General features: G+C 70.5%; 9 protein-coding genes. 5 read left to right on the top strand and 4 right to left on the bottom strand.

All coding sequences use genetic code 11. The features are described 5' to 3' along the window. Positions 1-122: 122 nt before the first annotated feature. Both acs and OG828_RS22600 read right to left on the bottom strand, forming a co-directional pair. Entirely contained in the window at positions 123-2,078 is a 1,956-nt protein-coding gene (gene acs / locus OG828_RS22605) for an acetate--CoA ligase (RefSeq protein WP_328502129.1), read from the bottom strand. A 202-nt stretch (positions 2,079-2,280) separates the two neighbouring features. Continuing rightward, a complete protein-coding gene (locus OG828_RS22600) occupies positions 2,281-4,638 on the bottom strand; it encodes a bifunctional SulP family inorganic anion transporter/carbonic anhydrase (RefSeq protein ID WP_328502128.1) in 2,358 nt (785 codons plus the stop codon). Positions 4,639-4,974: 336 nt separating this feature from the next. Between OG828_RS22600 and OG828_RS22595 the strand changes: the two genes are divergently transcribed. Continuing rightward, positions 4,975-6,246 (top strand): hypothetical protein, encoded by a 1,272-nt coding sequence (locus tag OG828_RS22595; RefSeq protein WP_328502127.1) that lies wholly within the window; start codon positions 4,975-4,977, stop codon positions 6,244-6,246. Between the two features lie 6 nt (positions 6,247-6,252). Here OG828_RS22595 and OG828_RS22590 read toward each other — a convergent pair whose 3' ends face one another. Beyond that, on the bottom strand, positions 6,253-7,233 hold the full coding sequence (locus OG828_RS22590) for an ATP-binding protein (RefSeq protein ID WP_328502126.1): 981 nt from the start codon (positions 7,231-7,233) through the stop codon (positions 6,253-6,255). Positions 7,234-7,334: 101 nt separating this feature from the next. Between OG828_RS22590 and OG828_RS22585 the strand changes: the two genes are divergently transcribed. Continuing rightward, complete coding sequence (locus OG828_RS22585; RefSeq protein WP_328359761.1) at positions 7,335-8,159, top strand: oxidoreductase; 825 nt, start codon at positions 7,335-7,337, stop codon at positions 8,157-8,159. A 432-nt stretch (positions 8,160-8,591) separates the two neighbouring features. On the opposite strand, the gene OG828_RS22580 is transcribed toward OG828_RS22585, so the two are convergent. Next, a complete protein-coding gene (locus OG828_RS22580) occupies positions 8,592-9,425 on the bottom strand; it encodes an HAD family hydrolase (protein ID WP_328359758.1) in 834 nt (277 codons plus the stop codon). A gap of 599 nt (positions 9,426-10,024) precedes the next feature. Between OG828_RS22580 and ssd the strand changes: the two genes are divergently transcribed. From ssd to OG828_RS22565, 3 genes are read left to right on the top strand one after another with little or no spacing between them, the layout of a single operon-like run. Further along, complete coding sequence (gene ssd / locus OG828_RS22575) at positions 10,025-11,137, top strand: septum site-determining protein Ssd (protein ID WP_328502125.1); 1,113 nt, start codon at positions 10,025-10,027, stop codon at positions 11,135-11,137. Beyond that, complete coding sequence (locus OG828_RS22570; RefSeq protein WP_328502124.1) at positions 11,134-12,333, top strand: TadA family conjugal transfer-associated ATPase; 1,200 nt, start codon at positions 11,134-11,136, stop codon at positions 12,331-12,333. The genes ssd and OG828_RS22570 overlap by 4 nt, the downstream gene beginning before the upstream one ends. Continuing rightward, on the top strand, positions 12,326-13,186 hold the full coding sequence (locus tag OG828_RS22565; protein ID WP_328502123.1) for a type II secretion system F family protein: 861 nt from the start codon (positions 12,326-12,328) through the stop codon (positions 13,184-13,186). Before OG828_RS22570 ends, OG828_RS22565 begins: the two co-directional genes overlap by 8 nt. Positions 13,187-13,283: the final 97 nt, after the last annotated feature.

Raw genomic sequence — 13,283 nt, 5'->3', positions numbered from 1 at the left:
AGCTTACCTAAGATGCGGCCGGGCTCGTCGGGGGGATCTTCACGCTAGACGCAAAAGGGGCACCCGGCGCGCTTGTCACCGGGTGCCCCTGAGGGCCTCGCTCAGTCCTCAGTCCTCAGTCCTCAGTCCTCGCTCGGCGCCGCCGGAAGCTTCGCCTGGATGAGGTCCATGACGGTCGAGTCGGTCAGCGTGGTGACATCGCCGAGCTGACGGTTCTCCGCCACGTCCCGCAGCAGGCGGCGCATGATCTTGCCGGAGCGGGTCTTCGGCAGCTCCGCGACCGGCAGGATCCGCTTCGGCTTGGCGATGGGGCCGAGGGCGGCGCTGACGTGTCCCTGCAGGTCGGCGACGAGGCTCTCGGTCTCCGACGCCGTGCCGCGCAGGATCACGAAGGCGACGATGGCCTGGCCGGTCGTCTCGTCGGCCGCACCGACGACGGCCGCCTCGGCGACCGACGGGTGCGAGACCAGCGCCGACTCCACCTCGGTCGTGGAGATGTTGTGCCCGGACACGAGCATGACGTCGTCCACCCGGCCGAGCAGCCAGATGTCACCGTCGTCGTCCTTCTTCGCCCCGTCACCGGCGAAGTACTTGCCCTCGAACCGCGACCAGTACGTGTCGAGGAACCTCTGGTCGTCACCCCAGATGGTGCGCAGCATCGACGGCCACGGCTCGGTGAGCACCAGATAGCCACCGCCGCCGTTGGGCACCTCCCGCGCCTCGTCGTCGACGACGGTCGCGGAGATACCGGGCAGCGGGACCTGAGCGGAACCCGGCTTGGTCTCCGTGACGCCCGGCAGCGGCGAGATCATCATCGCGCCGGTCTCGGTCTGCCACCAGGTGTCCACGATCGGCGTCCGGTCGGCCCCGATGTGCTTGCGGTACCAGATCCAGGCCTCGGGGTTGATGGGCTCACCGACCGAGCCGAGGACACGGAGGGAGGAGAGATCGAACTTCGCGGGGATGTCGTCGCCCCACTTCATGAACGTACGGATCGCGGTCGGCGCCGTGTACAGGATCGTCACCCCGTACTTCTGCACGATCTCCCAGAACCGCCCCTGGTGCGGGGTGTCCGGCGTGCCCTCGTACATCACCTGCGTCGCGCCGTTGGCCAGCGGCCCGTAGACGATGTACGAGTGCCCGGTGACCCAGCCGACGTCGGCCGTGCACCAGTACACGTCCGTCTCCGGCTTGAGGTCGAAGACGGCGTGGTGGGTGTACGCGGCCTGGGTGAGGTAGCCGCCCGAGGTGTGCAGGATGCCCTTCGGCTTACCCGTCGTCCCGGAGGTGTAGAGGATGAACAGCGGCTGCTCGGCCTCGAAGGGTTCCGGTGTGTGCTCGGCGGACTGCCGGTCGACGATCTCGTGCCACCACACGTCCAACTCGTCGTTCCAGGCGACCTCCTGGCCGGTGCGGCGGACCACGAGCACATGCTCGACGTTGCCCGCCTTGGCGACCGCCTCGTCGACGGCCGGCTTCAGCGCGGACGGCTTGCCGCGCCGGTAGCCGCCGTCGGACGTGATGACGACCTTGGCGTCCGCGTCCTGGATACGGGTCGCGAGCGCGTCCGCCGAGAAGCCGCCGAAGACCACCGAGTGCGCGGCGCCGATCCGGGCGCACGCCAGCATCGCGATCGCGGTCTCGGGGATCATCGGCATATAGACGGCGACCCGGTCGCCCTTGCGCACACCCAGCTCCAGCAGGGCGCCCGCGGCTTTGGAGACCTCGTCCTTCAGCTCGGCGTAGGTGATGGCGCGGCTGTCGCCGGGCTCCCCCTCGAAGTGGATGGCGACCCGGTCGCCGTGTCCCGCCTCGACATGCCGGTCGACGCAGTTGTACGCGACGTTCAGCTCGCCGTCCTTGAACCACTTGGCGAACGGCGGGTTCGACCAGTCCAGTGTCTCGGTCGGCTCCTTGGCCCAGGTCAGCCGCCGGGCCTGCGTGGCCCAGAAGCCGAGCCGGTCAGCCTTGGCCTGTTCGTACGCCTCCGCCGTGACATTGGCGTTCGCGGCCAGGTCAGCGGGCGGCGCGAAGCGTCGCTCCTCTTTCAAGAGGTTGGCCAGGCTTTCGTTGCTCACGACATCTCCCTTTCCCAGGGTGTCCGTTGTGTCCCAGGCCACAGCTCATCAGACCGGGGGGCCGGATGACAAGGGTCGACCGGTAATTGGTTTAGACCTATCGGCCCGGTCCCGTAGCGGCTTTCCGGTGGCCGGGTTCATCCCTTCCCACGGACGGTGAAGCCGGCGAGTTCAGATGGTGTAACGCCTCTCACATCCCTGGTCACGCCGATACGTCCGCCGCCCCCACCCAGTCGAACACCTCGCCCCCGTCCGACTCGGAGAGCAGGTACGCCTGCGCCTCGCCCACGTGGAAGTACATCCCGTGCAACTCCAGCGAGCCCTCGCGCAGCGCGCGGCTCACCGACTCGTGGGCGCACAGGTGCTCCAGCTGCTGGACCACATTGGTCAGGCAGAGCTGCTCGACCGCGTCGGCGGGCCGGCGTCCGGCCAGCCGGGCTTGGGGGCGGCTGTCGTCGGCCATCCGCTCCAGGCTGGGTACCCCGTGCCGCAGCCACCGCTTGAGCGGCGTCTGGACGCCACTGGTCTCGGAGGAGAGCAGCGCCTGCATGGCTCCGCAGCCGGAGTGCCCGCACACCGTGATGGACCGCACCTTCAGTACCTCCACCGCGTACTCGATCGCCGCCGCCACCGAGTCGTCCCCGCTCTCCTCACCGGGGGGCGGCACGAGGTTGCCCACATTGCGCACCACGAACAGATCGCCCGGACCACTGGATGTGATCATCGATGTGACCAGCCGTGAGTCGGCGCAGGTGAGGAAGAGCTGCACCGGCTGCTGTCCCTCGCGCGCCAGTCTGGCCAGCTCGCCCCGCACCAGGGGCGCGGTGTTGCGGTGGAACGCGTCGATGCCACGGGCCAGTTCATGGCCGCTGGGCCCGACCTCGACCGTTTCGGCGAGGCCGGTCGGCTGCCCGTCGGGCGTGGCCTTGGATCGCGGGGGTTCGCACTGGTGGTTGCGCCACGGTGTCCAGGGACGGCAACGGCAGCCGGCGTGCTCACCGCTACCGGTGCCGACTGGCTCGGCGATCCTGACCCCGGTGCGACGGCCGGTCACCTCGACGGTGCCGCCGTGCGCGGTGTGCGCGTTCTGCCAGTCCTGCAGTGACTCGTACGCCGCATGGTCCATGAAGGAGCCGTCCAACTCGACGACGGCATGGGCCCCTTCGGGGACGAGATGCAGGGCGCGGCTGAGCCGCGGCACCGCGAGGAACGTCAACTGCCCTCGAACATGGACGTGATGGACTCCTTCCTTCTCTTCGTGCGTGATGCGCGTGCGGGTGAGGCGGTGCAGGGCGACGGCGACGGCCATGGCGATCCCCAGGGCCACGCCCTCCAGGACGCCGAGGAGCACCACGCCGAGTGTGGTGACGGCGTACACCAGCACTTCTCGGTGGCGGGTCACCGTGCGGATGTGGTGCAGGGACACCATCTGGATGCCGACGGCCATCACCAGGGCGGCGAGCGAGGCGAGCGGGATGAGCTCCAGGATCGGGACCATCAGCAGCGCGGCGACTACTACGAAAACGCCGTGCAGCATCGTGGAGTTCCGGCTCACGGCACCGGATCGGACATTCGCCGCGCTGCGCACCGCGACCCCGGTGACCGGCAGTCCGCCGAGCACGCCCGAGACGATATTGGCGGCGCCCTGGCCGCGCAGCTCCCGGTCGAGGTCGGCGCGCGGCACGGGCGGTGACTGAGTCCGGGCGGCGGCCAGCTTGTCCACGGCCACCGCGGACAGCAGGGACTCCACTCCGCCGACCAGGGTGATGGTCAGGACGGCGGCGACGATCCCGAGCACCGGGCCTTCCGGCAGCCCGGCCAGGGCGTGACTGCTCCACGAGGGCAGGTCGACCCGGGGCAGCCGCAACCCGGCGAGAGCGGCCACCGCCGTCGCCGTCGCCACGGCGGCGAGGGGCGCCGGCAGCACTCGTACGACCCGGCCCGCCTGGCCCGGAATCCGCGGCCAGACCAGCAGCACGGCCAGGGTCAGGGCGCTCATGGACAGGGCGGTGGGATGCGGGTCGGCCAGCTGGGAGGGCAGTTCGCGCACGTTGTCGACGACCGAGCTGTGCGGGGTCCCGCCGAGGACGATGTGCAGCTGGGCGACGGCGATGGTGGCGCCGATGCCGGCGAGCATGCCGTGCACGATGGCGGGGCTCACGGCGAGCGCGGAGCGCGCCACGCGCAGGAAGCCCAGGCCGAGTTGGGCGAGACCGGCGAGCACGGTGATGGCGCAGGTCGTACGCCAGCCGTAGCGCTGGATGAGATCGGCGGTGACCACCGTCAGGCCGGCCGCGGGGCCGCTGACCTGGAGTGGAGCGCCGCCGAGGCGTCCGGCGACGAGCCCGCCCACGGCGGCGGCGACCAGTCCGGCCTGAAGGGGCGCGCCGGTGGCGAGGGCGATGCCGAGGGACAGGGGCAGAGCGATCAGGAAGACCGCGATCGAGGCCGACACATCGGCGCCCGCGATGCGGAAGCGGCGCCGGGACGGCGGAGGGTTGTGGGGCTCGTGCTCGGGCCGGGGGGAATCGGATGGGCGGGTGGGGACGCAGGCTGACATGGTTCCCGTCTCCTCCGGGGCAGCGCGGTCGCGGATCTGGTGGTCCTCCGCTCGGTGGCGGGGGGTCGGGTCGCGGCCGTGGGTCACGGCGTGCAGCGGCGGGATGAATCAACGCTCGGTAAATGGATCGTAATGGAGAGTAAAGGGCGAGCATAGTTTTTTCGAGCAAATGGGCTAATGCATAACTCTCATGAGTGAAGCGAGCTTTTTATCGGCTTGTCATATTAATTCCTTCTCTGTCCCGTGCGATCTTGGCGCCACTGTCGGCCCTTCCCGGCACATCACCCGAGTTCGACTCATCAGCGTTGGCCTGAGAGAAGGAAAGGTGGGCGGAGTATGGCCGCCACCCAGAGGATCGCCGCCGGCGCCGTGGCCGCCGCGGCCTGTGCCGCGTCCCTCGCCGGTTGTACGGCGGAGGACACAGGTTCCCAGGGCCCAGAACAAGGAGCTCCCGGCCCACAGAAGCCGGCGGCGGCGCCCAAGAGCGTGGTCCGTCTGATCGGTGACGGCTCCACCGCGTACACCGGAGCCCAGCCGCATCTGGCCAGACCCGAACGTCTGAAGCCCGGTCAGAAACCCCCGCAGTTCGTGGTGTTCTCCTGGGACGGCGCCGGCGAGGACAGCCAGAAGCTGTTCTCCCACTTCCGCCAGGTCGCCAAGAGGAACGACGCGACGATGACGTACTTCCTCAGCGGCGTGTACATGCTGCCCGAGGGAAAGCGAGACCTCTACAGACCGCCGCAGCACGCGCCCGGCCGCTCCGACATCGGCTTCAACGACGACCGCGGCATCGCCGACACCGCCAAGCAGCTGCGCCTGGCATGGCTGGAGGGCAATGAGATCGGCACCCACTTCAACGGCCATTTCTGCGGCCGCGACGGGGTCGGCGAGTGGTCGGTCGAGGAGTGGAAGGACGAGATCGCCCAGGCGAAACGATTCGTGAAGTCCTGGAAGACCAACACCGGCATGAGAAAGGCGGCCCCGCTGCCCTTCGACTACGACAAGGAACTCATCGGCGCCCGCACGCCCTGTCTGGAAGGCCAGGAGAACTTCATGAAGGCGGCCCGCGACCTGGGCTTCCGCTATGACACCAGCGGCGTCAACGACCAGGTCTGGCCGAAGAAGAAGCTGGGCCTGTGGGATCTGTCGATGCAGCTCGTGCCGTTCCCCGGGCACACCTACGAACAGCTGACCATGGACTACAACTTCATGGTCAACCAGTCCGGCACCACCACCCAGGGCGACCCGGACAAGTACGACTACTGGGGCGACCAGATGCGGGACGGCCTGCTCAAGGGCTTCTACCGGGCCTACGACGGCAATCGCGCGCCCCTGATCATCGGCAACCACTTCGAGTCCTGGAACGGCGGCACCTATATGCGGGCCGTCGAGGAGGTCATCGAGGAGGTGTGCACCAAGCCCGAGGTGCGCTGTGTCTCCTTCCGGCAACTGGCCGACTGGCTGGACGCCCAGGACCCCACCACGCTGCGCAAGCTGCGCACCCTGAAGGTCGGCGAGGCCCCGAAGCAGGGCTGGGCGTCCTTCCTGTCCGCCCACCCGGCCCCGGCCCCGAAGGGCGCGCCCGGGGCACCGGCGGGCCGGCGGTAGGAGCCGTCACACGGGGGTGCCGATGCCCTCGCCGAGCACGAATCCGGGGTCGATCTGCGCGGCCAGGTCGACCCCGAGGCGTTCATTGCCCCAGGACTCGGCGTTCTTCAGATGGAAGTGGACCATCTGCTGCGTATAGCGCTCCCAGTCGCGCAGCTCGTACGTCGCATCGGCGGCCGTCCGCAGCAGGCGCAGGGCGCGGCGGCTCGCGTCCTCCAGGAACTCGAACCGGGGTGGCCGGCCCTTCTCCATGGCCCGCACCCAGTCGGAGTACCCCACCGACACCAGCAGGTCGTCCCCGACTTCGGCGCGCAGGAAGTCGAGGTCCTCCTGGCCGTGCACCTTGTTGCCGACGACCGCCAGGGCGACCCCGAAGTCGGCGGCGTACTCCTTGAACTGGCGATAGACGGAGACCCCCCTCCGGGTCGGTTCGGCGACGAGGAACGTGATGTCGAAGCGGGTGAACAGCCCGGAGGCGAAGGAGTCCGAGCCCGCCGTCATGTCGACCACGACATACTCGTCGCGACCGTCCACCAGGTGGTTCAGGCACAGCTCCACCGCTCCGGTCTTGGAGTGGTAGCAGGCGACCCCCAGGTCGGCGTCCGTGAAGGGGCCCGTGACCATCAAACGGACGGCGCCGCCGTCGAGTTCCACCGGCCGGGCGCAGGCGTCGTACACCGGATTGTTCTCGCGGACCCGCAGCAGCCGTGAGCCCTCCCCGGGCGGCGTCGTCTTGGTCATCGTCCCGGCGGAGGTGATGCGGGGGTTGATGCCGCGCAGATAGTCCTTGATCATCGGCAGCCGGTCGCCCATGGCGGGCAGTTCGCCCGCCTCCGTCTCGTCCAGGCCGAGCGCGACCCCGAGGTGCTGGTTGATGTCCGCGTCGATCGCGACGACCGGTGCGCCGTCGGCCGCGAGATGCCGGATGAACAGGGAGGACAGCGTGGTCTTGCCACTGCCGCCCTTCCCGACGAAAGCAATTTTCATGTTCACGAAGGGTAGTGCGGCGATAGCTGTCGGTGGCAGACGGGCGTGAAGAAGACCACTCCATCGTGGGGTGCGCGCCCGGTGTGGCTAGTGTCGTACTCATGAGTACGACAGGTGCGGCCGCCGATCCGCTCGCGGCCCTGGGCTCGCTGCCCACAGTGGCCGAGTCCGTGGAGTCCGTGCGCAAGGCCGTGGACCGGGTCTACGGCCACCGGATCATGCGGCGCCGCAGCAACGAGATCACTTCCGAGGCGGCGCTGCGCGGCGCCCGCGGCTCCGGGGCGCTGTCCGGTGCCGACTGGGCCCTCGAAGAGGTGCGCCGGCGCACCGACTTCAGCGGCGACGACGAGGCCCGCACGATGGGTGCGGCCCTCAGGCTGACCGCGGAGGCGGGTCAACTCCTGTCCGTCTGGCGGCAGTCACCGCTGCGTGTGCTGGCCAGGCTGCATCTGGTGGCCGCGGCGAGCGACTCCGACGAGGTCGGGCGGCCCCGCCAGGAGGGCGAGCCGGTCGACGAGCCGCTGGTCGAACTGGAGCTGCCGAGCGCGGCCGAAGTGTCGGGGCGGCTGGACGGCCTGTCCGAGCTGATCATCGCGGGGAGTTCCGCACCCGCACTGGTCACGGCCGCGGTCGTGCACGGGGAACTCCTCGCGCTGCGGCCCTTCACCTCCCACAACGGCCTGGTCGCGCGCACGGCCGCGCGCATCGTCCTGGTCGGCAGCGGTCTCGACCCGAAGTCGGTCTGTCCGGCGGAGGTCGGCCACGCGGAACTGGGCCGCGCCGCCTATCTGGCGGCGCTCGACGGCTATGTCTCGGGCACTCCGGAGGGCATGGCCGCCTGGATCGCCCACTGCGGCAGGGCTGTCGAGCTGGGAGCGCGCGAGTCGGTGGCGGTGTGCGAGGCGCTGCAGCGCGGGGCGGCGTAGCAGGTGAGTCGCGGGGCCGGCGCAGTAGGAATGCAGTAAGAAAAGGCGCATGAAAAAGCCCCCCGAAGGGGGCTTGAAGGGTTGCGGCGGTACGAGTCCTCGTACCGCCGCTGGCATGTCCACCGGGGTACCAAGCGTCCTCGAGATATTGCCCATCAGGTCGGGACTTCGCCCGTCACCTGGTGCGGCTGGCCCGTAATCGACGGGTCGACGTCGCGTGGGTGCCCGGTGTCCATGCTCGGTCCGTGGGGCCAAATGCGTTATTAAGGTGATCCTCTCGGATGTCCTTGGTCTCGCGGGCCGTTGAGTCCTTTGTACTCCAGGTCCCGGGTAAGCGGAAGTGGTGGCTGCACTTCTTTACTTTTATGTTCAAAGGCGTACTAAACGGTCGCCGATATGTCGAGCACGCGCGCGTGGCGGCGACGGAGCAGGTCAGGCAGCTGTGGCCCGACGCCGGCTGGCGTACCAGACGAGGCCCGCGGTGGCCGCCGCGGCCCCTATGGCGGCTGCCGCGACCAGCGCCGGACGCGACGGTACGGAGAGGGTGGGCATCCGCTGCTTGAGCCGTACCGGGCGGTGGAAATCCAGGATCGGCCACCCGCGCGCGAGTGCTTCACGGCGCAGCGTGCGGTCCGGGTTCACGGCATGGGGGTGGCCGACCTCCTGAAGCATGGGCAGATCGGTCGCCGAGTCGCTGTAGGCGAAGCAGCGCGCGAGGTCGTACCCCTCGGATTCGGCCAGCTCCCTGACCGCTTCGGCCTTCGTCGGCCCGTAGGCGTAGTACTCCACCTCCCCGGTGAAGCAGCCGTCGTCGCCCACGACCATGCGGGTGGCGACCACCCGGTCCGCGCCGAGCAGTTCGCCGATGGGCTCGACCACCTCGGCACCCGACGTGGACACGATCACGACGTCCCGTCCTGCGGTGTGGTGCTCCTCGATGAGGGAGGCGGCCTCGTCGTAGATGATCGGGTCGATCAGGTCGTGAAGGGTCTCGGCCACGATCTCCTTCACCTGCTGGACGTTCCAGCCGCGGCACATCGCGGACAGGTACTTCCGCATCCGCTCCATCTGGTCGTGGTCGGCGCCGCCCGCGAGGAAGACGAACTGGGCATATGCGGTGCGCAAGGCGGCCCTGCGGTTGATCAGCCCGCCTTGGTAGAACGACTTGCTGAAGGTGAGCGTGCTCGACTTCGCAATGACCGTCTTGTCCAGGTCAAAGAAGGCCGCTGTGCGGGGCAAGGAGTGGTTTTCCACAACCCTGAGCATAGGGGGAGCCCATTCGGCGTAAGGTGGGCGCGTGGGTTTGCCTGAGAGGGCTCTCGGGTACACCATGGAAGTCACGGATCGTTCGCGACCGTGCTAACCCGGTCCGGCTCCTCCCCCCCCCGAGTCGGCCGTGGAGACGACCCCCGCTCTCCCCCCCGGCGGGGGTCGTCGCATGTCCGGATGCGTTTTCCTCCCTCTGTTCACGGCCGTAGGGCCATCGCGAGGCAGTCGCCCCCGGGCCATTGGCATGCTCATGATCTGTGACTGCGTGTAGTCGTGGGACTGCTCTGTGGAAGTCGCACAGCGAGCAGTACAGGGGTCACCGGTATGGGTGACGGCGATATTCACAACCGTCGAGTTGTCCACAGTTATCGACCAAGATCCACACGATTTCCCGGTTCGCTGCACCGTGATTCCAGCGCGCCCCGACCGGGCCGACTTCATGGCCGGTTCCGGTTTGTCGGGCGTGTTTGGCCGGTTCCTATCGGCCGTCCATATGGAGGCCGGATGCCGGTTCTTCACACGTTTGGGAATCGCGGGGCCTCAGGGGCTGCGCGAGAGGTGTGTCGCGGGTCCTGTGTGGGCCCGCGGGAAGGGGGATGGACATCGTGGCCGCAGCCGTCACTCACGATCCGCAGCCCACCGCCGGAGGGCGACAGGGCGGACCGCTGATCGTCACGGAAGACGCCGATCTGCTCGACGACCTGCTGCGCCTGTGCGCGGCGGCCGGTGCCACACCCGAGGTGCACCACGGGGTGCCCGAGCCCAGAGGCCGCTGGGAGGCGGCGCCGCTGATCCTCGTCGGGGACGACGCGGTGCGGCGGGTGCGCGGGGCCGCGCGCAGAAGGGGCATCGTGCTCGTCGGCCGGGACCAGGACGACCCCGGCGTCTGGAAACGGGCCGTCGAGATCGGCGCCGACCATGTGCTGATGCTGCCCGACGGCGAGCAGTGGCTGGTGGACCGCATCGCCGACGTGGCGGAGGGCGTGGGGCGTCCCGCGCTCACCGTGGGCGTCATCGGCGGCCGTGGCGGGGCCGGCGCGTCCACGCTCGCGTGCGCTCTCGCCGTCACCTCAGCGCGGGAGGGGTTGCGCACCCTCCTCGTCGACGCCGATCCGCTGGGCGGCGGACTCGACGTCCTCCTCGGTGGCGAGACCGCCGAGGGCCTGCGCTGGCCCGCCTTCGCCGCCTCGCGCGGGCGGGTCGGCGGGGGCGCCCTGGAGGAGTCGCTGCCGCGGCTGCACTCGCTGCGGGTGCTCAGCTGGGATCGCGGCGACCGTATCGCCGTCCCGCCGCAGGCCGTACGCGCGGTGCTCGCCGCCGCCCGACGCCGGGGCGGCACGGTCGTGGTCGATCTGCCCCGCCGTATCGACGACGGCGTCGCCGAGGTACTCGCGCAGCTCGATGTCGGGCTGCTCGTGGTGCCCGCCGAACTGCGCGCGGTCGCCGCCGCCGGGCGGGTGGCCTCCGCCGTCGGCATGGTCCTGCGCGACCTGCGGGTGGCGGTGCGCGGACCGTACGCGCCCGGCCTCGACGACCGCGAGGTGGCCCGGCTGCTCGGACTGCCGCTGGCCGGCGAAGTCCCCGTGGAATCCGGGCTGCTGCGTCCGCACGAGAGCAAGTCGCCGCCCGGGGCCTCCGGACGCGGACCGCTGGCGCGGTTCTGCAAGGGGTTCTGGGAGCGGGCGCTGATGGAGGCGAACGCCGCATGAACACCTTCTCCGGGCCACTGCTGGACGGCGTACGGCAGTGGCTGGCCGAAAGCGGTGCCGAGCCGACACCCGCGCGCGTGGCACAGGCCCTGCGGGAGCAGGGGCGGGTGCTGGGGGACGCCGAAGTTCTCGGCGCGGCCCGGCAGTTGCGGTCCGAGCTGGTCGGCAGCGGCCCGCTGGAACCGCTGCTCGCCGACCCGTCGGTGACCGACGTCCTGGTGTCCGCCCCGGACCGGGTCTGGGTCGACCGGGGCGGCGGACTGGAGCTGACGACGATTTCCTTCACGGACGCGTCGGCCGTACGACGTCTTGCGCAGCGTCTGGCCGCGGTGGCCGGACGGCGGCTGGACGACGCCCGGCCGTGGGTGGACGCCAGGCTGCCCGACGGGACACGGCTGCATGCGGTGCTGCCTCCGGTCGCCGTGGGCTGTGCGTGCCTGGCCCTTCGAGTCGTACGGCCCCGGGCCTTCACGCTCGACGAGCTGGTGACGGCGGGCACGGTGCCGCCCGGCGGGGACCGGGTACTGCGGGCGTTGCTGGAGGCCCGGCTGTCCTTCCTGATCAGCGGCGGGACCGGCAGTGGCAAGACGACGCTGCTGAGCGCGCTGCTGGGGCTCGTCGGCTCCGGCGAGCGGATCGTGCTCGCCGAGGACTCGGCGGAGCTGCGGCCCGACCATCCGCACGTAGTACGGCTGGAGACACGGCCCGCGAATCAGGAGGGCGCGGGTCTGGTCACCCTCGAGGACCTCGTACGGCAGGCCTTGCGGATGCGACCCGATCGGCTCGTCGTGGGGGAGGTGCGGGGGCGTGAAGTGGTCGATCTGCTGGCCGCGTTGAACACGGGGCATGAGGGCGGCTGCGGGACCGTCCACGCCAACGCGGCCTCGGACGTGCCTGCCCGGCTGGAAGCGCTCGGCACGGCGGCCGGGCTCGACCGGGCCGCCCTGCACAGCCAGTTGGCGGCCGCCTTGGCGGTCGTACTGCATCTCGTGCGTGACCGGGCCGGGCGGCGGCGGATCGCCGAGGTCCATGTGCTGGAGCGGGACCCGTCAGGGCTGGTGCGGACGGTGCCGGCACTGCGGTGGGGCGAGGAGGCCTTTGTGCGGGAGCGGGGGTGGGGGCGGCTGCGGGAGTTGCTGGGGGATTCGGCGGACGAGTGCGGTGCCGGGGAGCGGAGGAGTGGTCGGGATGGGTGAGCTGTCGGCGGGGGCTGCTGTGGCGTGTGCCGGGGCTCTGGTCTGGCTGATGGGTGGCTGGCATTCCGGGGCGCGGCGGGCGGAGTTGCTGCTCGCGGGCGGCGGGGTGGTGGGGACCGGTTCGCCCGCGTGGCGGGATGCGGTCGGTCGGGTGCGGCGGCTCCGCGGTCGGCTGCGGGTCGAGTGGTGGGCGCCGGCCGCCGGGCTGGTGCTGGCGGTGCTGGGTGCGTCGGTGCTGCCGCTCGTCGCGGGGGCGGCCGGAGTGCCCTTGCTGCGGCGGCTGCGGCTGGCCGCGGAGGCGCGGCGGGCGCGGGAGTGGCGCGCGGACGGGGTGATCGCGTTGTGCGCAGCACTCGCCGGGGAGGTGCGGGCCGGGCGCCAGCCGGGTGAAGCACTCCTGTGTGCGGCACGCGACTCCGGCGGGCTCGGGGGCGCGCAGGCGGCGGTGCTGGCTGCGGCGAGGTTCGGCGGGGACGTTCCGGGCGCGCTGGCGGGCGCGGCGCGACAGCCGGGGGCCGAGGGGCTGCTTGGGCTCGCGGCCTGCTGGCGGGTGGCCGTGGACCAGGGGGCGGGGCTTGCGGCGGGGCTCGACCGGCTCGAGGCGGCGTTGCGTGCGGAGCGGGACCAACGGGCGGATCTGCGAGCGCAGTTGGCCGGCGCCCGTTCCACGGCGGTGATGCTCGCCGCGCTTCCGGCCTTCGGGCTCACCCTCGGGACGGCTCTCGGTGCGGACCCGCTGCATGTCCTGCTGCATACCGGGGCGGGGTTCGGGTGCCTGGTGGTCGGGGGGCTGCTGGAGGTGGTGGGGGTGTGGTGGGTTGCTCGGATTGTGCGAGGGGCGGAGGTGGTGTGAGCGGTGACGGCGGATGCAGTTGATGCCCGGGGTGAACTCGGTCGGAATCAGCTGGGGGACCAGACGAGATCGGTCGGCGTAAGGCGAGATCAGTCGA

Origin of the sequence: Streptomyces sp. NBC_00457 (assembly GCF_036014015.1) — a bacterium.
Lineage (GTDB): Bacteria > Actinomycetota > Actinomycetes > Streptomycetales > Streptomycetaceae > Streptomyces.
The sequence above is the reverse complement of the archived record's forward strand: the minus strand, read 5'-3'. Positions and strand labels throughout refer to the sequence as shown.

What these genes read in the sequence shown, in the direction of transcription:
- OG828_RS22580 (WP_328359758.1), bottom strand. Translation starts at nt 9,425, where the DNA reads ATGCTCAGGGTTGTGGAAAACCACTCCTTGCCCCGCACAGCGGCCTTC.
- OG828_RS22595 (WP_328502127.1), top strand. Translation starts at nt 4,975, where the DNA reads ATGGCCGCCACCCAGAGGATCGCCGCCGGCGCCGTGGCCGCCGCGGCC.
- ssd (WP_328502125.1), top strand. Translation starts at nt 10,025, where the DNA reads ATGGACATCGTGGCCGCAGCCGTCACTCACGATCCGCAGCCCACCGCC.
- OG828_RS22565 (WP_328502123.1), top strand. Translation starts at nt 12,326, where the DNA reads ATGGGTGAGCTGTCGGCGGGGGCTGCTGTGGCGTGTGCCGGGGCTCTG.
- OG828_RS22570 (WP_328502124.1), top strand. Translation starts at nt 11,134, where the DNA reads ATGAACACCTTCTCCGGGCCACTGCTGGACGGCGTACGGCAGTGGCTG.
- OG828_RS22590 (WP_328502126.1), bottom strand. Translation starts at nt 7,233, where the DNA reads ATGAAAATTGCTTTCGTCGGGAAGGGCGGCAGTGGCAAGACCACGCTG.
- OG828_RS22600 (WP_328502128.1), bottom strand. Translation starts at nt 4,638, where the DNA reads ATGTCAGCCTGCGTCCCCACCCGCCCATCCGATTCCCCCCGGCCCGAG.
- OG828_RS22585 (WP_328359761.1), top strand. Translation starts at nt 7,335, where the DNA reads ATGAGTACGACAGGTGCGGCCGCCGATCCGCTCGCGGCCCTGGGCTCG.